Genomic DNA, 22483 nt, shown 5'->3' with positions numbered 1-22483 from the left:
GGTGCTTCGCAACGGCTTCTGATCGACCCCGTCAAATACCATGGGCCCATGACGGACCCGGTCGTCGGCTCGCCCCGCCGGGCTGGCTGGTGGCTGCGAGGACTGTTCGGGATCATCGGACTGGCGGCGCTGATTCTCGGCTACGTCGGCTTCGAGAGCCTGCTTGCGACCCGGCCGGACACCGTGCACGACCGGTTCGACGTGCTCTACTACGACCTGCAACTCTTCGTGTTGGGTGCCGAGCCGTTCCAGGACTCCGGCCCCTACCCGTGGCAGTTGCAGGTCGCCCGGTTCGCCGCACCCTTGTTCACCCTCCTCGCCGTGGCCGAGGCCGGCCGGCTGCTGCTGGCCGCCGAGAGCCGCCGCCTGCGCGCCCGACGGGCCCGTGGCCACGTCCTCGTCTGCGGTGACTCCCGGTTCGCCCACATGCTCGCCGACCGGCTCTTCGCCGACGGGGAACGCGTGGTCGTGGTGCGGTCCGTACCGTTCGGTCCGTTGGAGTACCGCCGCCGCCGGTATCTCGGCGTCATCGGTGATCCGACCAGTGCCGAGGTGCTGCGCGGCGCGGGTCTGCCCCGGGCGCACACCATCTACGCCTGTGGTGACGACGACGACCGTAACCACGCCATCGCCAACACCGCCAGCCGGCTCATCCGGGACGGACGGCAACCACCACGGGTCTACGTGCTGGTCAACGACTCCGAGATGTGCCTGTCCCTGCAGGCGCGGCGGCTCGGCGCGGCCGGGTCCAGCCGGCTGCGGCTGGACTACTTCCACGTCGACGACATCGCCGCCCGCGCCCTGTACCGGCACCATCCCCTGGCGGGCACGGCCGACCGACCCACCCGGTTGCTCATCGCCGGCACCGGCGGTTTCCGCCGCGCCCTGCTGACCGAGACCGCCCGGCACTGGCGGACGTGCCGGGCGCAGGCACCTGCCGGTGTCGTCCTGCCACCCCTGCGGGTGGACCTCGTGGCCCCGGACGCCAGCACCGAACGGGAGGCCGTGACGTCGCGCTATCCGTTCATGGGCACCGTCTGTGAGCTGACCGCGTACGACGGGGACCTCGACGGTGTGGCGCTCGGCCGGCTCGGTTCCGGCCGCTACGACCGGATCTACGTCTGCGCGCCCGAGGAGAGCAGCGGCCTGCAGTTCGTGCTGGACTCGCCGGGTCTCTGGCAGGGCGTCGAGAGCTGCGTCTTCGTGCCGGTCTACCGGCAGGCGGCGCTGGCCGCGGCCTTCCACGGCGACTCCCGCCACGACCTGCTCGACGAGGTGCACGGCAAGCTCCGCCTGTATCCGGTGCTGACCCGTGCCTGCGACGCCCGGTTGATCGGTGACGACCTCACCGAACGGCTGGCCCGCCTGATCCACGAGCGTTACCTCGACGCGCGGCGACGGGCCGGGCTGAGTCCCGGCGACACCCCGGCGATGGTCGAGTGGTCGCGGCTGCCCGAGTCGCTGCGGCGGGCCAACCGGGCGCACGTCCAGGACATCGCCGCCAAACTGCTGAACCTCGGGTGCGTGGTGGCACCCCGGCGGGGCGGCACCGGTGACGTCTCCGCCGGGGAGGCCATCGACGACCGGATCGAGGTGCTCGCCCGGCTCGAACACGAACGGTGGTGCCGGGAACGGCGGGGGGAGGGCTGGGCGTACGGCGAGTCCCGCGACGACGTCCAGCAGCGGCATCCCTCCCTGCGGCCGTGGGACGAACTCCCCTCCGACGTCCAGGAACGCAACCGCGAGGAGATCCGGGCGCTGCCCGAGGTGCTGTCCGACAGCGGCTTCGAGCTGATCCGGCTGGTGCCCGGGGTGCCCGCGCCGCGGAGAGGACCGGCGGATGTCGGCTGATCCCGGGTCGGAGCGCATCGGCGTGACCGGTCACATCCACCTGACCCGCGCCACGGAGGTGCTCGTCGCCGACGCGCTCCGGGCCGAACTGCGCCGTATCGGCGGCCGGCCGGTGCGCGGCGTCACCTGTCTGGCCGGCGGCACGGACCAGATCTTCGCGCGCACCGTCCTGGACCTGGGTGGCACGTACGAGGTGATCCTGCCGGCCCGGGACTACCGGGACGCGGTCATCGCCCCGGAGCAGCGGGCGGGCTTCGACGAGTTGCTCGACCGGGCGGTGACGGTCGTGCACACCGGTCACGACCGGTCGGGCACCGCCGCCTTCGTCGCCGCCAACCGGGAACTGGTCCGGCGGGTGCAGCGGCTCGTGGCGGTCTGGGACGGCGAGCCGGGTTGCCACGCGGCCTCGACCGACCGGACCGTCGACCGGGCCCGGCGTCGGGGCATCCCGGTCTCGGTCCTCTGGCCCGCCGGTGCCCGGCGGACACCGCCGGGGGCGCACTGAACCGCGGGTTCACTGTCCGTCCAGTGCCGCGACCTGTCCGCGCGGGCATCACATCGAAGCCGTTCTGAGCGGTTCCTCGCCGAACTGACGACCTGATCCACCGGGCCGACGGTCCACCGGCCGGGGAGCGTGGCTTGACAAGCGGCCCGGTCCGCAGTGGACGATGAGACGTGAGAATCCTTGTGGTGGGTGGCAGCGGTCTGATCGGCGCGCACGTCGTCGAGGTGCTGCGCGGGCGGGGGCACACGGTGACCACGGTGGCCCGGACGGCCCGGCCCGGCGTCGACCATCTGCTCGACGTCGAGTCCGCCGCGACCGACGACCTGCGGCCGCTGCTCGCCGGCCACGACGGGGTCGTCCTCGCCACCCGGGCCGACGAACAGCGGGTGCTGCCCCGGCCGATCCACCCGGTGCTGCGCCGCGAACTCGTCGACCCGGTGGTACGCCTGCTCACCGCCGCCCGCGCCGAGGGCCTCACCCGGGCGGTCCTGACCGGGTCGTACTACACCTTCTTCGACCGGCGGCATCCGCAGTGGCGGCTGGCGGACCGGCACGTCTACATCAGGTGCCGGCGGGAACAGGCCGCCGAGGGGCGCGCCGCCGCCGGTCCGCGGCTGCCGGTCACCGTACTGGAGTTGCCGTTCGTCTTCGGCCGGGCCGGCGACCGGCTGCCCAACTGGGCCGGTCCGCTCGACCGGTGGGCGCGGTCCCGGGCACCGCTTTCGGTCCCGGTCGGTGGAACGGCCACCGCCTCGGCGCGCAGCGTGGCCGAGGTCGCCGCCGACGCGCTCGAACAGGCCCGGGGCGAGGACGTCCCGGTCGCCGACGAGAACCTCACCTGGGCGGCGATGATGACCCGCATCGCCGATGCCGTCGGCCGGCCGCGTCGGGTCGGCCGCCTGCCCGCCCCCGCCGTCCGTGCCGCCCTGGGCTGTGGTGGACTGCTGCACGCTCTCGCCCGCCGGGAGGCGGGTCTCAACCCCACCCACCTCGCCGACCTGCTGTTGGCCGAGTTGTTCGTGGAGCCCACCACCGGCCGGTCGCTGGAACCGGCGTTGCACGACACCTTCGCCCCCGCCGGCTAGCCCTGCCGCCGTTCACCCGTCCGTCGGCTCGGTGCCGCCGCGTAGCCGCAGCAGCGTCTGCGGGGTGAGGCTGCGGGCGAGGGTCTCCAGGGCGGCGGTGAGCTCGGCGATCCGCGCCGGGTCGTCGGTGCCGAGGGCCGTGGCGAGTGCGCCGTCGATCGAGGCGGCCCTGATCTGGACGACCCGGTCGGAGGGCTGCTGCGCGGTGTGCAGCAGCAGCCGTCGCCGGTCGTCGGGGTCGGGGGTGGCCTCGATGGCGCCGGCTTCGCGCAGGCGTGCGGCGCAGACCGACACCTTGCTCTGCGGGAAGCCCGTCCGGTCGGCGATCTCGCTGACCGAGGTGCCCGGGTGGGCCCGGATGTCGCTCGCGACGATGAGCACGGAGCGGTGCAGCGCCGGGTGGGAGTCGATCCCCTCGGTGGGGATCGCCTCCTCGCCCAGCTTCATCAGGGTGCGCCCGAGGAGGAACAACTCGATGCCGTTCACCGGCTCAAGATACATCAGAAACGAAACATCATTTCAGATGTATCTGATACGATGTTTCTTGTGGCGGGGTCCGCCCGCCCGTCCAGCGCAGGGAGATGCCGATGCCCGTCACCGACACCCTCCGGACCGGCACGCTCGCTGTTCCCGGGGCCCGGCTCCACCACGAGGTCCGGGGCAGTGGCCCGGTCCTGCTGATCGGCCAGAGTGGAGAGGGCGACGCTGACCGGACCGTCGACCTGGTCACGCAGCTCGCCGACGCGTACACCGTGGTGACCTACGACCGGCGCGGGCTGTCCCGCAGCACGCCCACCGACCCCGACCGGCCGGTGACCCTGGCCGACCACGCGGACGACGTCCACCTCCTGCTGACCAGCCTCACCGACCGGCCGGCCGCGATGCTCGGGTGCAGCCTCGGTGCCTCGATCGGGCTGCGGCTGGCCGTCCGCCACCCCGGTCTGCTGCACACCCTCGTCGCCCACGAGCCGGTCTCGCCCCGGCTGCTGCCCGCCGCCGAGCGGACCCGCCACGAACGCGAACTGCTCGACGTCCAGCGACGCTACGCGGCCCGGGGGTTGACCGAGGCGATGCGGGAGATCGCCCGGGTGCTCGGCATCGACCCGACCTGCCAGGAGGCCGAGCCCGACCTCACCCCGCAGCCGCTGACGCCGCGCCGCATCGCCAACTTCGACACGTTCATCCGCCGGGACTTCACTGCGATCGTCGGCGACGACCTGCGCCCGGAGGACCTGCCCGGCTGCGGCACCCGGATCGTCCCGGCGGTCGGCGCCCGCACCGCACCGGAGGTCTTCGACCGCCGCTGCGCGGACCGGCTGGCCGAGCTGCTCGGGACCACGCCGGTGGTCTTCCCCGGCGGGCACAACGGCAGCACCACCCACCCCCGGGGGTACGCGGCCACGCTGCGCGAGGTCCTCGCCGGGTGGTAATGACCACGCGCCGCGCACGGGCGGTGCCCGCGGCGGCACGTCGTCGACCGGTGCCCGGCCACCGGCTCAGCCGCGACTCCACCGCTGGCTGGTCGCGCCGTTGCAGTCCCAGATCTGGGTCCCCATCTGCGGGGTGCGGGCCAGGCCGTTCTCCAGCGCCTGCGCGGGCGGGGCACCGCCGAGCACCGCCGCGCCGGTGACCACCGCCGTGCCCAGGGTCGTCGCCAGCAGTACGGGGGACAGCAGGGCCACTCGTCGTCTGACATGTGACGTCAGTACGCGCCCGTCGACCGTACCGGGGCCGGCCTGCACCGCCCTCGCGGGCCGCACCGCCCGGTCACCGGACGTCCGGACTGCACACCTTCCAGTCGCCGTCCTGCCGCTCCACGTTCAGCCCCACCGTCCGGGGTGCCTGGTCCGAATAGGTGACCTCGGCGGTCACCCACCGCAGGGTCGGTCCCTCGCTCAGGCGCCTGACCGTCACGTCGGTGATCCGGAACCCGGTCACCCCGTACCCGCCCGCAGGACGGTCCAGCCAGTCCGCCCGCGACTCGCGGCGTCGGTCGGCCGCACACAACATGTCGTACGCGCCGTTGTAGTCATGCCTGACCACGGCGGACAGGTAGGCGTCGGCGGCGGCGCGGATGCCGGGCTCCTCCCTCGCGTCCTTGTGGGACAGGTAGAAGCCGGCGGTCGGGGTGCCACAGCAGAGCAGCACGCCGACGCCGACGATGATGATGGCGAAACCCCGGCCGGACAGCTCCTTCTCGGCGGTCACCGCACCGACGGTACGGGCCGGCGGCAAGGTGCCCGCCGGCCCGGTCGTGACGGGTGTCCACCGTGCACCACGGCGGAGACCCGTCGACAGCCCCCGTCAGGAAATCGAGGCGGGGAACCGGTCCCAGACCCGGTGCGCGGCCAGCAGGGCCTGCGCGTCGGCGAGCACGCCGGTCGGCGAGTCACCGGTCACCACGCCCGTCGCGCCGGCCACCCCGGCCAGCTCCAGCACCCGCACGCCCGCGCCCCAGCCACCGATGACCTTGGCGTGCCGCCAGCACTCCTGCACCAGCAGCAGCACCCGGGGGTCGACGGCGGCGGCGTCCGCCGCAGCGGCCTTGGCGTCACGGGCCGGCAGCGCGTCCGGTGCCGGCGCGGGCACCCCGGCCAGCAGCAGCGCGTCCAGTTCGACCGATCGGCCGGTGGCGAAGGTCCGCTGCACCGTCAGGTCACCCACCGTGCCGCCGTGCGCCGCGATCACCAGCGGCACCATGCCGGCGGCGGACACCTCCCGGCGTACCTGCTCGACGTCGTCGGTGCCGGTGTCGGCGTCGACCACGATGCCGACCGTCCGGCCGTCGGCCGGCCAGGCGCGGCCGACCTGGGACAGCGCCGGGCTGGGCGCGACGTCGGCCAGCGGCACGGTCGGCTCCGGCGTCGGCAGGCCCAGACCGGTGGCCACCCGCGCGCAGAGCACCGGGTCGATGTTGGCCAGGCACTGCAACTGCCGCTCCCGGATCGCCTGGTGGTAGCACTTGCCCAACTCGAAGGTGTAGGCCCGGACGATGTGCTCCCGCTCCACCGGCGACATGCTCAGCCAGAACAACCGGGCCTGGCTGAAGTGGTCGTCGAACGAGGCCGGGCTGGCCCGGACCTTCGGGGCCTCGGCCACGGTCACCGGCACGTCGACGAACGCGTTCTCGGCGTCCCCGGCCGGGAAGGGGTTGCCCCCGTCGAGCGAGTTCGGCCGGTACGGCGCGACCCCGGCGTGCACGGCGTGCTGGTGGAACCCGTCGCGGAGCATGTCGTTGACCGGCGCGTGCGGCCGGTTGATCGGGATCTGCGCGAAGTTCGGCCCGCCCAGCCGGGTCAGCTGCGTGTCGACGTACGAGAAGAGCCGGCCCTGCAACAGCGGGTCGTTGGTGACGTCGATGCCGGGGACCAGGTGACCGAGGTGGAAGGCGACCTGCTCGGTCTCGGCGAAGAAGTTCGTCGGCGTCCGGTTGAGCACCAGCTTCCCGACCGGCTGCACCGGGGCCAGCTCCTCCGGGACGAACTTGGTCGGGTCGAGCAGGTCGATGCCGGCGAAGGTCTCCTCCGGGGTGTCCGGGAAGACCTGGAGACCGAGCTCCCACTCCGGGTACGCGCCGGCCTCGATGGCGTCGTAGAGGTCGCGCCGGTGGAAGTCGGGGTCCATGCCGCTGAGCAGCTGCGCCTCCTCCCATTCCAGCGAGTGCACGCCCAGCTTCGGCTTCCAGTGGAACTTCGCCAGCACCGTCGCCCCGGCGGCGTCGACCAGGCGGAAGGTGTGCACCCCGAAACCCTCCATGGTCCGGTACGAGCGCGGGATGCCCCGGTCGGACATGTTCCACATGGTGTGGTGCTGCGCCTCGGTGTGCAGCGAGACGAAGTCCCAGAAGGTGTCGTGCGCGCTCTGCGCCTGCGGGATCTCCCGGTCCGGGTGCGGCTTGCCGGCGTGGATGATGTCCGGGAACTTGATCGCGTCCTGGATGAAGAAGACCGGCATGTTGTTGCCGACCAGGTCGAAGGTGCCCTCGTCGGTGTAGAACTTGGTGGCGAACCCCCGGGTGTCCCGGACGGTGTCGGCCGAGCCCCGGGACCCGAGGACGGTGGAGAACCGGACGAACACCGGCGTCTCCTTACCCTTGCGCAGGAAGCCGGCCCGGGTGACCTCTTCGGCGCCGTACCCGGTGAAGACGCCGTGCGCGCCCGCGCCCCGGGCGTGCACCACCCGCTCGGGGATGCGTTCGTGGTCGAAGTGGGTGATCTTCTCGCGGAGGTGGTGGTCCTGGAGCAGCGTCGGGCCGCGTGGGCCGGCCTTCAGGGAGTGGTCGGTGTCGCGCAGCCGGGCCCCCTGCGCGGTGGTGAGGAACGCGCCCTGCTGGGCGTTGGCGACGGCCGGCGCGCCGGTGGCCGCGCCGGTCGGGGTGCGGGTCTCGGGTGCGCCCTGCTCCTTCTTGGGCGGCAGCGGGTCGTGCGGGGTGGTGGGTTCGTCGACGGTCGGCGGGGCGCTGCCCGGCGCTCCGGGGACCTCGGGGGTCATCAGGTGCGACACCTTCTCGGCCGCGGCGTCCACCACGTCCTTGACGACCTCGGTCGGCTTGCGGGTTTCCATCTGGGCGGCACCTCTTCGGGGAACGGGGAACGGGTGTTTCTCCCCTACCCGGGCATCCCGCCGCAAAACACGCCGGTCGGTCGTGGTGGCTCAGCGCAGTGCACGAAGGGTGACGGCGGTCACCGCGCCGTACGCCAGGTGCGGCACCAGGTCGGTCAGCCAGTCGGTGGCCGACCAGGTCCGGGGGTCGGTCACCCGCAGCACGGTCAGCGGACCGTTGGAACCGATCATCGCCAGGCCGGTCAGCGCCAGAACGGACACGGCGGTGGGCAGCCGACGACCACCCACCGCCGCGTAGCCGGCCGCGGCGGCCACCGAGGTGGCGTAGCCGAGCAGCGGCCCGAGCCCGGACCGGCGGTTCGCGGCCGTGCGCTGGTCACCGAGGTCGACGTGGGCGAGGTCGGCCAGCCGGCCGGCGCTGTCCTCGGCGGCGCTGCTGGCCGGCCGGGCCCGCAGCGCCATGTCCAGGTAGGTGACGGCGTTGAGGGCGGACGCGCCGGCCGCACCGGCGATCAGGGCTCTGCTGGTGGGCGTCATCCTCCCCGCCTACCCGCCTGCGGGACGCTGACACCACCCGACCGGCGACCGTCAGGAGACCGCCGTGGTCACCAGGTCCCGGACCCGCTTCTCCACCGCCGGGGTCCACGTCCGCAGAGCGTACGACACCGGCCACAGGTCGCCGTCGTCGAGGTTGGCCGACTCCTGGAACCCGAGGGTGCAGTACCGGTAGTTGAACTTGCCGGCGTCCTGGAAGAACACGACGATCTTGCCGTCCTCGTTCGCGTACGCGGGCATCCCGTACCAGGTCTTCGGCGACAGTTGCGGAGCCGCCGTGGTGACCGTCAGGTGCACCCGTTCGGCCAGCGTCCGGTCCGCCGGGGCCATCTGGGCGATCCGGTCCAGCACCGCCTGCATGCCGTCGGCCTTCTTGGCGCCCTTGCGCCCCTCGGCCCGCAACTCGGCGGCGCGTTCCCGCATGGCGGCGCGCTCCTCGGCGGTGAACCCGTCGCCGGCCTCCCCGGTGGTGTCGCCGTCGGACGCGGTGGTCGCTTTCTTCGTGGCCACGCGGGCTCCCTTGCTGGTCGAACGGGGCGCGGCACCCTGCCGGCCACCTGGGGTAAAGGCTATGACCCCGCCGGGTGCGACGGCTTCTCGATTCCTGACCGGTCGCACCCGGCGGGGCCGCCGGTCACAGGTCCTCGATCCGGTGGGTGGTGGAGCCGTCGGCGCGGTGCACGACCACCGTGATGCTGCCGATCTCGCCGCCCTCCGGCCCCGGCCACCACGCCGCCCACCATCCGCCCCCGGTGCTGGTCCGGATGGTCCTGCCGTCGGCGAGGACCAGGTCGACGCCGGTGACCGACGGGCCGACCAGACCCACGGCGTTGGAGTACTGGTCGCGGCCGGAGCCGACCGAACTGCGCGTCTCGAGGTTGACCGTGCCGGCGGCGGGAGGCGGCAGGGGGCCGTCCGCCAACGTCATCGCGGTCGGTTGGCCGTCGTCCACGCTCATGCACTCGATCACGCCCGCGCCGCGCCGCTGGATCAGCAGGGTGGCCACCCCCCGCCGCTCGGCCAGGAGCACGTCGGAGGGGCCGACCGGTGCCGCCGGCTCGCTGCCCACCCCGCTCCCGGCGCACCGGCGGGCCTGCGGCATGACCTGCTCGCCGGTGAGTGCGCCGGGCACCGGGGTCCAGGCGGCGAAGGCCCGGTCCATCGGCCCCGGTAGCAGCGCGGGCACCGTGACCGCGCCCACCACCGCGACCGCCCCGGCGGCGACCAGGCCGACCACCCAACGTCTGGTCACCGGGCGGCGTGCCGGCCCGGGACGGACGGCTTCCCGGTCGGCGACGATCCGGTCGACGACCGAGGTGGCCCGTGCCCAGTCGGCCGGGGTCGGCTGCACCCCGCGTGCCGGGTCCAACACGGAGAGGCGTTGAAGATCCGTCATGACTGCTGCTCCTTGAAGACGGTGAGGGAGTGCGGGCGGGTGGCGGGCGGTTCCAGCGCGGCCCGGAGGCGTTCCCGGGCCCGGCCCAACCGCATGGCGAACGTCGAACGGCGGCAGCCCAGCACGGTGGCCGCCTGTGCGGCGGTCAGCCCGTCGAACGCCACCAGCGCCAGCACCTCCCGGTCGGCCGGTCGCAGGCTGCGCCAGGCCCGGTCGAGGTCGATCCGGGCGGCGGCGTCGACCATGTCGTCCCCGTACGCCGGCCCGTCCGCCGCCACCATCCGGACGTCCAGGGCCTGTCGGCGTAACCAGCTCCGGGTGTGGTTCGCCATCGTGCGGCGGGCCACCGCGAACAGCCACGGACGGGCGTCGGCGGGAAGGTCGTCGAATCGTCGCCAGGCGGTGAGGAAGACCGTCGAGACGACGTCCTCCGCCTCGCTGGGCGGGACCCGCCGCTGCACGAACCGCAGCAGGTCCGGGTACGTCGCGGCGTGCAGGGAGCGGAAGCGTTGCTCCCGTACGCCGTCATCAGCACTGCTCATGTGCGCCTTTCGGTCGGTCGTTGCACCCCCTACCTGTCCGGCGGCACCCCCACTGTCACACCCGGATCGGCACCGGACCGGCAGGAGACCGGCCGTGGACAGGCCGCCGTCGATGCGTCTAAGGTCACGGCATCCTCCGCCCGTGCACCCCCGACGAGGAGCGCCATGGGTTTCCCGGTATCCCTCGACGAACTGCTCGGCGACGAGGTACGACGCGACCCCTACCCGTACTACGCCCGGCTGCACGAGCTGGGGGAGGCGGTCGCCCTCGCCCCGAGCGCACCGCACGCCGTGGTCGTCCACGGTTACGAGGCGGCCCAGCGGGTGCTGCGTGACCCGGTGTTCCGGGTGCTCGACGCGCGGTACCTGGACCGTGCCGGCGTCCGCTGGCGCGACCACGCGGTGCTGCGGACCCTCCAGTCCAGCATGTTCAACGCCCCGGCCGAGGACCACGCGCGGGTGCGTCACCTGTTCGGCCAGGCGCTGACCGCCCGCCGGGTCGCCGCCCTGGAACCGGCGATCGCGCGGATCACCGACGACCTGCTCGACGGGCTCGCCGAGGCGGGTGCGGACGGCCGTCCGGTGGACTTCATGGCGGCGTTCGCCCTGCCGCTGCCCAGCGCCGTCGTCGGCGAACTGCTCGGGGTGCCGCCCGCCGACCGGGCCTGGTTCCCGTCCCGGGTGCGGGCGTTCGACGCGGTGCTGGAGATCGGCCCGCGCTCGTTCCGGGAGATCCGGGCCGCCAACCGGGCCGCCGAGGAGCTGACCGGGTACTTCACCACGCTGCTCGCCGCCCGTCGGTCCGAACCCCGCGACGACCTCGTCTCGGCGCTGGCCAGCCTGCGTGCCGACCGCCCCGACCAGCTCTCCGAGGCCGAACTGCTGGCCAACCTGATCGTCACGTACAACGCCGGGTTCCGGACCACCGCCAACCTGTTCGGCAGCGGGCTGACCCTGCTCCTGGCCCGGCCCGCCGCGCTGGCCGCGTTGCGCGCCGACCCGTCCCTCGCCCCGGCGTACGTGGAGGAGATCCTGCGGTACGAGCCGCCGGTGCACTTCGCGGTGCGCTACGCCGCCGAGGACACCGAGGTCGCCGGGGTGGCCGTCCCCCGTGGACGGACGGCGCTGGTGCTGACCGGTGCGGCCAACCGGGACCCGCGCCGGTTCCCCGATCCGGACTCGTTCGACCCGTCCCGGGCGGACAACCGGCACCTGGCGTTCAGCGCCGGGCCGCACTACTGCGTCGGTGCGGCGCTCGGCCGTACGGAGGGGCGGATCGGGCTGCCCCGGCTGCTCGACCGGTTCCCGGCGCTGGCGCTCGCCGCGACCCCCGGCGAGCCACGGCAGCTCATGCTGCGGGGGTACGACCACCTCGCGGTGCGGGTCGTCGAGCCGGCGGCCGATCGGCCGGCCGGCACCGCCCGGGTGGACCTTGCGCAACGGGCTTGATTGAGTAAGGTCGATCAAAACGGAGCGGCTGCTCCGGCGACCAGCGCGGCGACGGTGACGCCGACGTCGCACCTGGTCCCGGCCGCGTCCCCGGCCACTGCCACGCCTCCCGCGTCCCACCGGCGGCCGGGTCCGCCGACGCCGACCTCCGGAAAGGAAACCACGACCATGACCGACGAGATCCGCGCGTTCCTCTTCGCCGCGCTGACCGAGATGAAGTACGACATCGAGGGCGCCGACGACGACACGGTGTTCGGTCCGGCCGGTCTCGACGTCGACTCGCTCGGCCTGGCGGAGTTGGCCGTGCGGGTGGAGGACCGGTTCGGGGTGACCTTCGACGACGACGAGGCCGAGGCGCTGGCGATGATGACCGTCGGCGAGTTCTGCCGCACGGTGGCCGCCCGCGTCGAGCCCGCCTCGGCACACTGACCGTGCCCGTCGCGCCGCCCCGGAGGCGGTCTGTGCAGCGGGGCGTCACCAGGGTCCGGCAGGGGGTACGCGCATGCGCGCCGGCGTGACGGTGACCGGGATCGGGCTGGTCAGCCCGGTCGGCAGCACCGCCGCCGAGGTGTTCGACGCGGTCTGCGCGGGCCGGTCCGGCCTGACCCGGCCCCCCGAGGGGCACCCGGTGCACGGCGTCGTCGACGTCGCCGCGTTCAGCCCGGACATCGACCCGGCCAGCGTGCTGCCCGGCCCCGAGTCCCGGGTGGCCGACCGCGCGGTCGTGATGGCGCTGCGGGCGGCCGGTGACGCGTTGGCCGACGCCGGGGTCGAGGTGGGCCGGGACGTCGACCCGTACCGGGTGGCCGTGATCGTCTCCGGCGTCGGTGGCCTGTCCACCCTGGCGAGCCAGGTCCTCGCGCGGGCCGAGCGGGGCCGGTTCGGGGTCAGCCCGTACATGCTGCCCGGCACCCTGCCCAACATGGGCGCGGCCCGGATCGCCATCCGGCACGGCATCCGGGGCTACACCTCGTCGATCGGCACCGCCTGCGCGTCCGGGGCCCAGTCGATCGGGGAGGCGCTGCGCATCCTGCGCGCCGACGAGGCCGACCTGGTGCTCTGCGGGTCCAGCGAGGCGCCGCTCTTCCCGACCTTCGCCGACGCGTTCGGCAACGCCCGCGCGCTCGCCCACGGCTGGTCGGACCCGACGCAGGCGAGCCGCCCGTTCGACAGGCGGCGCAACGGCCTCGTCCTCGGCGAGGGGGCCGGGGTGTTCGTGCTGGAACGCACCGCGCACGCGGTGGCGCGCGGCGCCCGGCGGTACGCCGACCTGCTCGGGTGGGGCGCGAACAACGACGCCTACCACCCGACCACCCCCCGCCCCGACGGGTCCGGTGCGGCGCACTGCATGCGCACGGCGCTGCGCGACGCCGGGCTGGGCCCCGACGACGTCGGCTACCTCAACGCCCACGGCACCAGCACCAGGGCCGGTGACGCGGCCGAGGTGGCCGCCCTGCGGGACGTCTTCGGCGCGGCGGGCCCGCCGGTCAGCTCCACCAAGGGGGTCACCGGGCACGTGCTCGGCGTCTCCGGGGTGATCGAGGCGGCGATCGGCGTCGAGGCGCTGCGTCGCGGCCTGCTCCCGCCGACCCACAACCTCGACGACCCCGACCCGGGTGACGATCTCGACCACATCCGCAAGCAGCCGCGTGAGGCCGCGGTGACCACGGTGATGTCCAACTCGTTCGGCTTCGGCGGCCACAACGTCAGCCTGCTGTTCGGCCCGCCCGGGGCGTGACCCGCCGCGTCCCGGGAAGATTCCGGCTGCCGCGTCAGCGGACGGTGAGCAGCGACGCCCCGTCGTGCCGGGCGACGGTGACGGCGAAGTGCCGGTCCAGCATGTCGGTCACGTAGTCGAGGTCGGCCACGAGCGGCACCGGCAGCATCGCCCGCTGGTCGACCGGGGCGTGGGTGCAGACCAGCTCGATCCGGTCGGCCTTGAGCAGCCCCCGGGTCAGGAACGCCGGCAGGTCCTCGGGCAGCAGGAACCGCCACAGGTCGACGTTGACGATCACGTCGAGCGCGCCGGCCTTGAACTGCTGGAGCACCGTGCCGAGCAGGTGCGCGTTGGTCGGCCCGGCGGGCGCGTCGTGGTCGAACGTCTGCGAGTCGGGGCCCAGCTCCAGGGTGGACACCCCGTTGCCGATCACCAGCGCGGTGCGGGTGGCCAGTTCCTTGCGCAACGTGTCGGGCAGCGCCTCCGGCCGCCCCAGCCCCGCCCGCCGGTACGCCTCGATGGCCTGGCCGTAGAGCCGGATGCGGCCCAGGTGCCGGCCGAACGTGTTGATCGCGTACAGCACCTCGACGTCGTAGCGCAGGTGCTTGCGCAGCAGGTACTTCATGTTGTCCATCGAGGCGAGCCCGTTGGACGTCTTGCGGAAGTGCGGCAGGTGGTACGACGTCGCCTCGACGTCCAGCTCGAACACGTCGGGCCTTCCCCCGTGCAGGTGGAAGATCCGGTAGAAGAACTCCAGGTCCTCGAACCCCCACTTGACCATCGCCTCGTCGAAGCCGGCCACCCGCAGGAACGACTCCCGGTCGACCGAGGCGTTGTGGGTCAGGCCCAGCACCCAGGGCGCGCTGGGGAAGTCGCGGAGGCGTTGCGGGTGGGCGATGTCCTCCAGCCGTGGGTCGCCGCGTTCGGCGTCCAGCAGCTCCGGGCCGATGGGTTCGCCCCGGCGCAGCGCGTCCGCACCGGCCCAGTCGAGGTCGTAGCGCTGGCCGAGCAGGACCCCGGGCCGGCCGCCACGTGCGGCGTGGTGGTCGCGGTGCCGGGCGAGCAGGGTGGGGTGGGCGACCGTGTCGGCGTCCAGGAACAGCAGGATGTCGGCCTCGGCACGGGCCGCCGCGGCGTTGCGGTTGGCGCTGCGGCCCCGGTTGGTTTCGCTACGCACACAGGCGATCCGCAGCCGGTCGGCGTAGCGTTCGACGACCGGGGTCAGCGGGACGGCCGAGCCGTCGTCGCCGACGATGACCTCGAACTCCTGCGCCGGGAGGGTCTGCCGGGTCAGCGACGCGACGGTCGTGTCGAGCGCGACGGCGTTGTTGTGGGCGGGGATCACCACGCTCAGGCGGGGCCGGTCCATGGGACTCCTTCGGAAGATACCGGCCGGGCCCCCGTCGCGGGCCGTCAGCGGGGGGTGCAGTGCCGGGTGATGTAGTCGGCCAGGTCGCCGACGGTGGTCATCCGGTCCTCGTCGAGATCCTCGACGTCGATCTGGATCTCCAGCTCGTCCTCGATCTCGAGCAGCAGCTCCAGCGCGAGGGAGGAGCTGAGGCCCAGCTCGTCCATGAGCTGCGTGCCGACGGTGACCGGGGCCTCCGGTCGGAGCATCCGGGTCAGCAGCGCGACCATCGTGTCGACGACCTGCGCGCGCAGCTGCGGCGCGGTGGTCGTGTCGGGCTCTGTCACTGGACCGCACGCTCCAACATGGAGCCATCAGAGCAAACGTGATCGTCGGGTGTCAACGGGTGTCGCGATCTTCAGCCGGCCGGTCGCGGAACCGGTCCGGACGGGTCGTCGAGGCCGTGGAACGACGCCGTGTCGTAGGGCGCGTCGCCGGTCAGGGCCACCGCGACCCGGTAAGCGGCCGGGGTCGCGACGTCGGTGACCCGGTGTACGCCCGGCGGGTCGCCGCACGCCACCACGTCCCCCCGGTGCACCGGCAGCGCCAGGTGCGGCCAGAGTCGCTCCCCGGCCGCCTTGACCACCGCCTCCTTACGGGCCCACAGCCGGGCGAACCGGTCGGCCCGGCCGGCGACGTCCGACCCCGAGCCGACGTGCCGGGCCTCCCCGGCGGCGAAGAACCGGGCGGCCAGCGCCGTCGGGTCCCGGTCCGGCGTCACGTGCTGGATGTCGACCCCCACCGGCCGCCAACCACCCACCGCCACCGCCACCGCGACCAGGTCGTCGGAGTACGACAGGCTGGTCTGCGGCCCGCCCCGGGGCTCGGTCAACGTCGGCTTGCCGTACCGGCCCCGCCGCCAGGCGAGCCGTCCGGGGGCGACGCCCAGGGCCGCGCCCACCAGCAGGCGCAGCGCCCCGTGCGCCACGGTGAACCGGTCCCGGGCGGCGGCCGGGCCGAGCGCCGCCGCCCGGGCGCGTTCGTCGGCGGTGAGCACCGCGTCGTACCGGGCCAGCTCGGCCGGGCCGGGTCGGGCCGGCAGGATCCAGATCCGGACGGTGTCCCGCATGGGCCGTACCCTAGCCCCGTCGTCACTGCCCCGGCCGGCGGCACGATCTGCGGCGTTGACACGTGCCGATCTCCGTTGCTCTGATTGACCGATGTTCGCGCAGACCGCCGAGGCGCAGGTGCTCGTCCCGTTCGCCGGCCCGGGGGCCGGGACCGCGCCGCTGACCTGGGGTCAACTGGCGATCATGCAGGACATGCGGGAGACCGGGTGGACGCACAACGTCAGCGGCGCCCACCCGGTGCCGGCCGGGGTCACCGTGGAGCAGGTCGCGGCGCAGCTCGGTGACCTGATGAGCCGGCACCCGGCGCTGCGGATGCGGTTGGGCACCGACGAGCACGGCGAGCCCTGCCAGGTGGTCGCCGCCGACGGGGAGATCGCCCTGGACGTGCTGGACGTCCCCGACGACGCCGACCCGGCGGACGTGGCGAAGTTCGCCTACGAGCTGGGCCACGCCCGGCTGCTGGCCCCCTACGACCTCTACCGGGACTGGTCGGTGCGGATGGCGGTGATCCGGCACCGGGGCGCGCTGGTGCACCGGGTGCTGACCCTCGACCACCTGGTCGTCGACGGCACCGCGACCGCCCTGGTGATGGCCGACCTCGGGCTGGTCGACCTGACGGCCCGGCGCGCGCCCGACCCGCGTACGGTGCAGCTGCTCGACCTCGGCCGGCGGGAGCGCACCCCGCCGCTGCGTCGGGTCAGCGACCGGGCGGTCCGCCACTGGGAGGCGCACCTGCGCGACCTGCCGCCCTCGACCTTCGGCGAGGTCACCAACCCGGCCGGGCGGCACGGCCGGCGGTTCTGGCACGGCCGGTTCAGTTCACCGGCGGCCTACCTGGCGGTGCAGGCCATCGCCCGCCGTACCCGGACGGACACCTCCCGGGTGCTGCTCGCGGTGATCGCCGTGGCGGTGGGCCGGGCCACCGGGGTCAGCCCGTTGACCGCCAAACTCATCGTCGGCAACCGGTTCCGGCCGGGGTTCGCCGAGGCGATCGCCCCGCTGAGCCAGAACGGGGTGCTCACCGTGGACGCCACCGACACCACCGTGGACGAGGTGGTGACCCGGGCCCGCCGCGCCTCCGTCGCCGCCGGCATGTACGCCTACTACGACCCGGTGCAGCTCGCCGAGGCCGCCGCCCGGCTCGACGCGGAACGCGGCTACCCGGCCCGGGTGACCCTGCGGATCAACGACCGGCGGGTGGTGACCCGGCAGGCGGCGGAGGACGCGGCCCGCGCCGCCGAGGTGACCCCGGAGCAGATCCGCCGCCGGGCGGGCGAGACGTTCCTGGTCTGGGACGGAACCCTCGACCACCTGCCCGAGCAGGCGTTCATCACCGTGGAGGACCAGCCGGACACGATCTTCCTCCAGGTGATCTTCGACCTGGGCTGCTTCACCGAGGCCCGGGCCGAGGCGCTGCTGCGCGGGGTGGAGGAGGTGGCCGTCGAGGCGGCGTTCGACCCGACGGCACCGACCCGGATCACCGGCTGACCGCGCCGGTCACCGCCCGCCGGGCGAACCGGTGACCGCCGGCGCGACGGTCACCGGTCCACGGCCCGGGGGAGGGTCACCGCTCGACCCGGTCCCAGGTCACCGGTAGCGCCTCCAGGCTGCGCACCACCAGGCCGGGCTTGAACCGCAGCTCCTCCTCGGGCACGGCCAGCCGCAGGCCGGGCAGCCGGCGCAGCAGCGCACCGAGGGCCTCCTGCAACTCCATCCGGGCCAGCGCCGCGCCGAGGCAGTGGTGCGGGCCGGCCCCGAACGCCAGGTGCGGATTGTCGGTCCGGGTCAGGTCGAGGGTGTCCGCCCCGGCGAACACCGACGCGTCCCGGTTGGCCGAGGCGATCGCCGGCAGCACCGGGGTGCCCGCCGGCAGGCACACCCCGCCCAGTTCCACCTCCTCGGTGGTGACCCGGGGCAGCAGCACCCCGTTGTCGCCGAGCTGGATGAACCGGGACAGCTCCTCCACCGCGCGGGCCACCGCGACCGGATCGTCCCCGCGCAGCCCGGCGAGCTGCTCGGGATGCCGGGCGAGCACGAGCAGGAACAGGTTGAGCTGGTTGGTGGTGGTCTCGTGGCCGCCGACGAAGATGCCGGCGGTCACCGAGACGAGTTCCCGTTCGGTGAGGTCGTCGTGTTCGTCCCAAGCCTTGATCAGGGCGCTCATCAGGTCGTCGCCCGGCTCGCGGCGACGTTCGACGATCATCTCGCCGAACGCGTCGAGGGCGGCCTGCGGGGCCGCCGGGTCGGCGTCCCAGTCGCCGACGAGCGCGTCGGACCACTCGCGTACCCGGTCCTGGTCCTGTTCGGCGATGCCGAACAGCTTGCTGATCACGTAGATCGGCAGCGGCGCGGACAGGTGGGGGATCAGGTCGGCCGGTGGGCCCGCCGCCACCAGGTCGTCGATCATCCGGTCGACGAGGGCGGCCACCGTCGGGCGCAGCGCCTCCACCCGGCGGACGGTGAACGCGTGCGACACCGCCCGGCGCATCGTGGTGTGCCGGGGCGGGTCCATCCCGATCAGCGAGTCCTCGGCCAGCGAACCCAGCTCCCGGGTCGGCCGGTCCGGTCCGGCCGCGGCGGCCCGGCTGAACCGCTGGTCGGTGAAGACCCGGCGGACGTCCGCGTGCCGGGTGGCGAGGTAGGCCTTCCCGCCGTCGGGCAGCGCGATGGGTGCCACCGGGCAGGTCTCCCGCAGCCGGGTGTAGTCCGGTGACGGGTGGTAGATCGTGGGAGCCGGAGCGAGCGGGTACGGGATGGGCTCTTGCGTCATCTGCGACTCCTAGGGTGGTCTGACGGTGGATCAGCTCCGGGTGCCCGCGGCGAGGTCCACCAGCGCCGGCACCACCTCGGCGGGGGTGGGCATCGCGTGGACCCGGTCGCGCATCAGCGCGGCGGCGGCACGCCACGGGCCGTCGGCGATCAGCCCGCCGACCAGCGCGCGGAGCGTGTCGTCGTCGGCGGTTCGCGCGTCCGGCAGCCAGGTGCCGGCCCCGGTGACGGCCAGCCGCTCGGCGTTGAAGTGCTGGTCGCTGACCTGCGGCAGGACGAGCTGCGGCACCCCGAGGCCGAGCGCCGTCATCGTGGTCCCCGCGCCGCCCTGCTGCACCAGCGCGGCGCAGGTCGGCAGCACCAGCCGCAGGGCCAGCGGGCTGTCGACCAGCCGCACGTTGCCCGGCAGCGGGCGCAGCGCCGCCTGCTGGGCCGGCTCGACCAGCACGACGACCTCCACGTCCAGCCCGGCCACCGCCCGCACCACCCGGGGGAGGTCCAGCCGGTCGTCCAGCCCGGCGCCGGCCATCATGGTGCCGGCCGTGACGCAGACCCGGGGCCGGTCCGCCGGGTGGTGCAGCCAGGTCGGCAGCACGGCCGGGCCGTTGTACGGCACGTACCGGACCGGGCGGGTCGGGCCGGTCGCCGGCACCTGCATCGGGGGCGGCACCGGGTCGAGGGTCAGCACCCCGGCGAGGTCCACGTCGGCGGCTGCCAGCCCGAACCGGCCGGCCAGCGGGCCGAGCACCGGCTCCGGGTCGAGCCGGAGGGTCACCGAGGAGTCCGGTCCCCACAGGTGCCGCACCCCGGGCACGTCCAGCACGGCGGCGGCCACCGCGGCGGCCAGGTTGAACGGCTCCCAGACCATCAGGTCCGGTCGCCAGGAGCGGCCGAACCCGACCAGGTCGTCGAGAAGGGCGTCGGCGAACCGGACCACGCCGCCGTCGGCGGTGATCGCCGGTTCGACCGTGTCGTCCGGGGTGTCGTCGGTGGCCCGGTCCAGGGCGCCCACCGCGCCGATCCGGCCCGCGAACGCGGTGGCGAAGTCGACGTCCGTGCCCAGCGGCACCGCCGCCAGCCCGGCCGCGGTGATGGCCGGCACCAGCGCCGGATGGCTGGCCACCCGCACCTCGTGGCCGGCGGCCTGCAGGGCCCAGCCGAGCGGCACCAGGCCGTAGAAATGCGACCGCCAGCCCCACGTCGACAGCAGAATCCGCAAAGCCGCAGTCAAGTCCGACCCATCCGCGCGCACCACCCGGCAGTCCTGGTGCACCGATGCTAGGCGATGGGTGTCCGCACCCGGAAGATCGTCGGGGCGACCAATGGATATTGACGCCGGCCGCACCGATGGCCGAGTCTTACCGGTGCCCGATGTGGACCGCCGACCGACAGGTGGGTAGCTCGCCATGACCGTCGTCTCGGAGCTGCGGGACTACCCCTTCGCGCCGTTCACCGGTGACCTGCCCGCCGAACTGCTGGACATGGTGGTGTCCGAGCCGGTCAGCCGGGTGCGGCTGCCCGACGGCCGGCCCGCCTGGCTGGTGCTCGGCTACCAGGACTGCTGCACGGTGCTGGCCGATCCCCGGTTCTCCCGGCTGCCGCTCGGCGCGACCGGGGCCCCCGACGGTGGCGGCCCCCGCGAGTTGAACATGGACGGTCCGGCGCACGCGGTCGTCCGCCGGGTGGCCAGCCGCGCCTTCACCGCCCGCCGGATCGACACCTTCCGCCCCCGGGTACGCCGGCTGGTCGACGCGCTGATCGACGACCTGCTGGCCGGGCCCCGCCCCGCCGACCTGGTCGCCGCGCTGGTGGCGCCGCTGCCGGTCCACGTGGTCTGCGACGTGCTGGGGGTGCCGGTGGCCGACCGGCCCCGGTTCTACGGCTGGATCGAGGGCCTGAACTCGGTCACCGCGTACGGCTCCGCTGACGCCGCCGCCGCGCAGGCGGAGCTGCGGGCGTACCTGGCCGGGCAGTTGGCGGGCAAGCGGGCGAATCCCGGCGACGACCTGCTCTCGGCCTGGGTGCTGGGCCGCGACGCACACGAACTCGACGACGCGGAGCTGGTCGAGCTGGCGATGGGGGTGCTGCTCGGCGGCCTGGAGATCAACTCGACGAGTGCCGGGCTGCGCGCGCTGTTCCAGCACCCCGAGCAGTTGGCCAAACTGCGGGCCGACCCGGGCAAGCTCTCCTCGGCCACCGACGAGATCCTCCGGTACACGTCGGTGAGCAGCATGTTCCGGGTCCAGGTGGTCCGCGAGGACCTCACCCTGGGCGGGGTGGCGATGCGCGCCGGGGACTGCGTGATGGCGATCCCGTGGGCCGGGAACCGCGACCCGCGCGTCTTCCCCGACCCCAACGTGTTCGACATCGACCGGGTGCCGGCCGCACCGCACCTCACGTTCGGTTTCGGGCCGCACTTCTGCCTGGGCACGGCGCTGGGCCGGATGCAGGTGGAGCTGTCCATCGGCGAGCTGCTGCGGCGGTTGCCGGGGTTGGCCCCCGCGGTGCCGCTCGACGAGATCCCCTGGCGGCACGACCGGATGAACGGCGGCATCGCGTCGTTCCCGGTCACCTGGTGAGCACGCCCCGGTCACCGGCCGGTAGCAGCCGCCCGCGTCAGTAGCTCTCCACCGCGTTGACCCGGTCCGGCCAGTAGCGCTGGCCGGGTGCGGCGACGTAGTGCCCCCACCGGGGCGCGTCGCCGGTCGGGTGGTCACCGAGCACGGTGATCCGCTGCCCGCGCCGTACGCCCGTGTAGTCGTTGATCGCGTAGTGCTGGGTGACCCGGTTGTCCCAGATCGCGACGTCACCCACCCGCCAGCGGTACCGGCAGGTGAACTGGGGACCCTCGGAGAAGGCGAACAGGTACTCCAGCAGCGCGTCGCTCTCGTTGCGGCTCAACTGCGGGATGTGCGAGGTGAACAGCCGGTTGACGTACAGCGAGCGGCGACCGGTCTCGGGGTGCACCCGGACCACCGGGTGTTCGGCCCGGCTGGTGAACTCGGTGCCGATCCGGATGACGTGGATGGCGGTCAACCCGTCGAGCAGGTCCCGCAGCGGCGCGGAGAGCGCCTCGTACACCCTGCACTGGTTGGTCCACATGGTGTCGCCGCCGGTCTCGGGCAGCTGCACCAGGTGCAGGATCGAGGCGATCGGCGGGCTCTGGTGGAAGGTCATGTCGGTGTGCCAGACGTCCACCTTGCCACCGTCCTCGGAGTCGATCAGGACGATCTCCGGGTGCCCCGCCAACCGGGGCAGGTACGGGTGCAGCTCAACCTCGCCGAAGCGCCGGCCGAGGGCGATGTGTGCCTGCGGCGTCAGCCCGGTCTGCCCGGCGACGAAGACCACCTGGTGCGCGAGCAGCAGCCGGTGCAGGTGGGCGAACCCCTCGTCGGTCAGGGTGTTCAGGTCGATGCCGTGGACCTCGGCGCCCAGGGCACCCGCGACGAGCCGCACCTGCGGCACGAGGGACGTGGTCATCGGTGCTTCCTCCGGTCTGGGCGCCCGGGCCCGTCGGCGCATTGTTCCACGCCGGTGAATGGGATCTCCACCGTTGATATTGACGCCGTCGCG

Annotated in this window: 23 protein-coding genes; 9 read left to right on the top strand and 14 right to left on the bottom strand. The window is 73.8% G+C overall.

Annotated features, from left to right (window positions below; all coding sequences use genetic code 11):
- The first annotated feature begins 48 nt into the window (after window positions 1–48).
- From ACN260_RS20340 to ACN260_RS20330, 3 genes are all read left to right on the top strand, one after another.
- Window positions 49–1851: a RyR domain-containing protein gene (locus ACN260_RS20340; RefSeq protein ID WP_422752593.1), complete on the top strand. Its 1803-nt coding sequence runs from the start codon at window positions 49–51 to the stop codon at window positions 1849–1851.
- The gene (locus tag ACN260_RS20335; RefSeq protein WP_422752592.1) at window positions 1841–2356 is read left to right on the top strand and encodes a hypothetical protein; all 516 of its coding nucleotides are present in this window, start codon (window positions 1841–1843) and stop codon (window positions 2354–2356) included. The genes ACN260_RS20340 and ACN260_RS20335 overlap by 11 nt, the downstream gene beginning before the upstream one ends.
- Window positions 2357–2541: 185 nt before the next feature.
- Window positions 2542–3441 (top strand): NAD-dependent epimerase/dehydratase family protein, encoded by a 900-nt coding sequence (locus ACN260_RS20330; protein WP_422752591.1) that lies wholly within the window; start codon window positions 2542–2544, stop codon window positions 3439–3441.
- Between the two features lie 12 nt (window positions 3442–3453).
- Here the strand turns inward: ACN260_RS20330 and ACN260_RS20325 are convergent, their stop codons facing one another.
- Window positions 3454–3927, bottom strand: a complete 474-nt coding sequence (locus tag ACN260_RS20325; protein ID WP_422752590.1) for a MarR family winged helix-turn-helix transcriptional regulator — start codon at window positions 3925–3927, stop codon at window positions 3454–3456.
- A 101-nt stretch (window positions 3928–4028) separates the two neighbouring features.
- Between ACN260_RS20325 and ACN260_RS20320 the strand changes: the two genes are divergently transcribed.
- Window positions 4029–4871 carry an alpha/beta fold hydrolase gene (locus ACN260_RS20320; protein ID WP_422752589.1) on the top strand — a complete coding sequence of 281 codons (843 nt, stop codon included), beginning with the start codon at window positions 4029–4031 and terminating at the stop codon, window positions 4869–4871.
- Between the two features lie 66 nt (window positions 4872–4937).
- On the opposite strand, the gene ACN260_RS20315 is transcribed toward ACN260_RS20320, so the two are convergent.
- The 7 genes from ACN260_RS20315 to ACN260_RS20285 all read right to left on the bottom strand — a co-directional run bounded on the left by ACN260_RS20315 (window position 4938) and on the right by ACN260_RS20285 (window position 10497).
- The gene (locus ACN260_RS20315) at window positions 4938–5123 is read right to left on the bottom strand and encodes a hypothetical protein (protein ID WP_422752588.1); all 186 of its coding nucleotides are present in this window, start codon (window positions 5121–5123) and stop codon (window positions 4938–4940) included.
- An 85-nt stretch (window positions 5124–5208) separates the two neighbouring features.
- Window positions 5209–5649 carry a hypothetical protein gene (locus tag ACN260_RS20310; protein ID WP_422752587.1) on the bottom strand — a complete coding sequence of 147 codons (441 nt, stop codon included), beginning with the start codon at window positions 5647–5649 and terminating at the stop codon, window positions 5209–5211.
- A gap of 96 nt (window positions 5650–5745) precedes the next feature.
- Window positions 5746–8004, bottom strand: a complete 2259-nt coding sequence (locus ACN260_RS20305; protein WP_422752586.1) for a catalase — start codon at window positions 8002–8004, stop codon at window positions 5746–5748.
- Between the two features lie 90 nt (window positions 8005–8094).
- The gene (locus tag ACN260_RS20300; RefSeq protein ID WP_422752585.1) at window positions 8095–8541 is read right to left on the bottom strand and encodes a hypothetical protein; all 447 of its coding nucleotides are present in this window, start codon (window positions 8539–8541) and stop codon (window positions 8095–8097) included.
- Between the two features lie 51 nt (window positions 8542–8592).
- The gene (locus ACN260_RS20295) at window positions 8593–8982 is read right to left on the bottom strand and encodes an iron chaperone (protein ID WP_422756772.1); all 390 of its coding nucleotides are present in this window, start codon (window positions 8980–8982) and stop codon (window positions 8593–8595) included.
- A 211-nt stretch (window positions 8983–9193) separates the two neighbouring features.
- On the bottom strand, window positions 9194–9955 hold the full coding sequence (locus tag ACN260_RS20290; protein WP_422752584.1) for a hypothetical protein: 762 nt from the start codon (window positions 9953–9955) through the stop codon (window positions 9194–9196).
- Entirely contained in the window at window positions 9952–10497 is a 546-nt protein-coding gene (locus tag ACN260_RS20285; RefSeq protein ID WP_422752583.1) for an RNA polymerase sigma factor, read from the bottom strand. Before ACN260_RS20285 ends, ACN260_RS20290 begins: the two co-directional genes overlap by 4 nt.
- 165 nt (window positions 10498–10662) lie before the next feature.
- Here ACN260_RS20285 and ACN260_RS20280 point away from each other — a divergent pair, with 165 nt between their 5' ends.
- The 3 genes from ACN260_RS20280 (at window position 10663) to ACN260_RS20270 (ending at window position 13684) form a co-directional block, all read left to right on the top strand.
- Window positions 10663–11946, top strand: coding sequence for a cytochrome P450 (locus ACN260_RS20280; protein WP_422752582.1), 1284 nt, complete (start codon window positions 10663–10665; stop codon window positions 11944–11946).
- A gap of 168 nt (window positions 11947–12114) precedes the next feature.
- A complete protein-coding gene (locus ACN260_RS20275; RefSeq protein ID WP_204928196.1) occupies window positions 12115–12375 on the top strand; it encodes an acyl carrier protein in 261 nt (86 codons plus the stop codon).
- A gap of 73 nt (window positions 12376–12448) precedes the next feature.
- Complete coding sequence (locus ACN260_RS20270; RefSeq protein WP_422752581.1) at window positions 12449–13684, top strand: beta-ketoacyl-[acyl-carrier-protein] synthase family protein; 1236 nt, start codon at window positions 12449–12451, stop codon at window positions 13682–13684.
- 34 nt (window positions 13685–13718) lie between these two features.
- Here the strand turns inward: ACN260_RS20270 and ACN260_RS20265 are convergent, their stop codons facing one another.
- From ACN260_RS20265 to ACN260_RS20255, 3 genes are all read right to left on the bottom strand, one after another.
- Entirely contained in the window at window positions 13719–15032 is a 1314-nt protein-coding gene (locus ACN260_RS20265) for a glycosyltransferase family 2 protein (RefSeq protein WP_422752580.1), read from the bottom strand.
- A 44-nt stretch (window positions 15033–15076) separates the two neighbouring features.
- Window positions 15077–15358 (bottom strand): phosphopantetheine-binding protein, encoded by a 282-nt coding sequence (locus ACN260_RS20260; RefSeq protein ID WP_302741767.1) that lies wholly within the window; start codon window positions 15356–15358, stop codon window positions 15077–15079.
- A gap of 71 nt (window positions 15359–15429) precedes the next feature.
- Window positions 15430–16140 carry a 4'-phosphopantetheinyl transferase family protein gene (locus ACN260_RS20255; RefSeq protein ID WP_422752579.1) on the bottom strand — a complete coding sequence of 237 codons (711 nt, stop codon included), beginning with the start codon at window positions 16138–16140 and terminating at the stop codon, window positions 15430–15432.
- 91 nt (window positions 16141–16231) lie between these two features.
- Here ACN260_RS20255 and ACN260_RS20250 point away from each other — a divergent pair, with 91 nt between their 5' ends.
- The gene (locus ACN260_RS20250) at window positions 16232–17629 is read left to right on the top strand and encodes a condensation domain-containing protein (RefSeq protein WP_422752578.1); all 1398 of its coding nucleotides are present in this window, start codon (window positions 16232–16234) and stop codon (window positions 17627–17629) included.
- A 76-nt stretch (window positions 17630–17705) separates the two neighbouring features.
- Here the strand turns inward: ACN260_RS20250 and ACN260_RS20245 are convergent, their stop codons facing one another.
- Window positions 17706–18911, bottom strand: coding sequence for a cytochrome P450 (locus ACN260_RS20245; protein WP_422752577.1), 1206 nt, complete (start codon window positions 18909–18911; stop codon window positions 17706–17708).
- A gap of 30 nt (window positions 18912–18941) precedes the next feature.
- Window positions 18942–20129: a nucleotide disphospho-sugar-binding domain-containing protein gene (locus ACN260_RS20240; RefSeq protein ID WP_422752576.1), complete on the bottom strand. Its 1188-nt coding sequence runs from the start codon at window positions 20127–20129 to the stop codon at window positions 18942–18944.
- Window positions 20130–20316: 187 nt separating this feature from the next.
- Here ACN260_RS20240 and ACN260_RS20235 point away from each other — a divergent pair, with 187 nt between their 5' ends.
- Entirely contained in the window at window positions 20317–21489 is a 1173-nt protein-coding gene (locus ACN260_RS20235; protein ID WP_422752575.1) for a cytochrome P450, read from the top strand.
- A 37-nt stretch (window positions 21490–21526) separates the two neighbouring features.
- Here the strand turns inward: ACN260_RS20235 and ACN260_RS20230 are convergent, their stop codons facing one another.
- The gene (locus ACN260_RS20230) at window positions 21527–22390 is read right to left on the bottom strand and encodes a TauD/TfdA dioxygenase family protein (protein WP_422752574.1); all 864 of its coding nucleotides are present in this window, start codon (window positions 22388–22390) and stop codon (window positions 21527–21529) included.
- Window positions 22391–22483 lie beyond the last annotated feature (93 nt).

Origin of the sequence: Micromonospora sp. WMMD708, from assembly GCF_049315245.1 — a bacterium.
In the GTDB taxonomy this organism is placed as follows: domain Bacteria; phylum Actinomycetota; class Actinomycetes; order Mycobacteriales; family Micromonosporaceae; genus Micromonospora; species Micromonospora wenchangensis.
The sequence above is the reverse complement of the archived record's forward strand: the minus strand, read 5'-3'. Positions and strand labels throughout refer to the sequence as shown.

What these genes read in the sequence shown, in the direction of transcription:
- ACN260_RS20340 (WP_422752593.1), top strand. Translation starts at nt 49, where the DNA reads ATGACGGACCCGGTCGTCGGCTCGCCCCGCCGGGCTGGCTGGTGGCTG.
- ACN260_RS20255 (WP_422752579.1), bottom strand. Translation starts at nt 16,140, where the DNA reads ATGCGGGACACCGTCCGGATCTGGATCCTGCCGGCCCGACCCGGCCCG.
- ACN260_RS20290 (WP_422752584.1), bottom strand. Translation starts at nt 9,955, where the DNA reads ATGACGGATCTTCAACGCCTCTCCGTGTTGGACCCGGCACGCGGGGTG.
- ACN260_RS20280 (WP_422752582.1), top strand. Translation starts at nt 10,663, where the DNA reads ATGGGTTTCCCGGTATCCCTCGACGAACTGCTCGGCGACGAGGTACGA.
- ACN260_RS20230 (WP_422752574.1), bottom strand. Translation starts at nt 22,390, where the DNA reads ATGACCACGTCCCTCGTGCCGCAGGTGCGGCTCGTCGCGGGTGCCCTG.
- ACN260_RS20305 (WP_422752586.1), bottom strand. Translation starts at nt 8,004, where the DNA reads ATGGAAACCCGCAAGCCGACCGAGGTCGTCAAGGACGTGGTGGACGCC.
- ACN260_RS20285 (WP_422752583.1), bottom strand. Translation starts at nt 10,497, where the DNA reads ATGAGCAGTGCTGATGACGGCGTACGGGAGCAACGCTTCCGCTCCCTG.
- ACN260_RS20245 (WP_422752577.1), bottom strand. Translation starts at nt 18,911, where the DNA reads ATGACGCAAGAGCCCATCCCGTACCCGCTCGCTCCGGCTCCCACGATC.
- ACN260_RS20265 (WP_422752580.1), bottom strand. Translation starts at nt 15,032, where the DNA reads ATGGACCGGCCCCGCCTGAGCGTGGTGATCCCCGCCCACAACAACGCC.
- ACN260_RS20250 (WP_422752578.1), top strand. Translation starts at nt 16,232, where the DNA reads ATGTTCGCGCAGACCGCCGAGGCGCAGGTGCTCGTCCCGTTCGCCGGC.
- ACN260_RS20295 (WP_422756772.1), bottom strand. Translation starts at nt 8,982, where the DNA reads ATGCGGGAACGCGCCGCCGAGTTGCGGGCCGAGGGGCGCAAGGGCGCC.
- ACN260_RS20275 (WP_204928196.1), top strand. Translation starts at nt 12,115, where the DNA reads ATGACCGACGAGATCCGCGCGTTCCTCTTCGCCGCGCTGACCGAGATG.
- ACN260_RS20235 (WP_422752575.1), top strand. Translation starts at nt 20,317, where the DNA reads ATGACCGTCGTCTCGGAGCTGCGGGACTACCCCTTCGCGCCGTTCACC.
- ACN260_RS20335 (WP_422752592.1), top strand. Translation starts at nt 1,841, where the DNA reads ATGTCGGCTGATCCCGGGTCGGAGCGCATCGGCGTGACCGGTCACATC.
- ACN260_RS20300 (WP_422752585.1), bottom strand. Translation starts at nt 8,541, where the DNA reads ATGACGCCCACCAGCAGAGCCCTGATCGCCGGTGCGGCCGGCGCGTCC.
- ACN260_RS20320 (WP_422752589.1), top strand. Translation starts at nt 4,029, where the DNA reads ATGCCCGTCACCGACACCCTCCGGACCGGCACGCTCGCTGTTCCCGGG.
- ACN260_RS20270 (WP_422752581.1), top strand. Translation starts at nt 12,449, where the DNA reads ATGCGCGCCGGCGTGACGGTGACCGGGATCGGGCTGGTCAGCCCGGTC.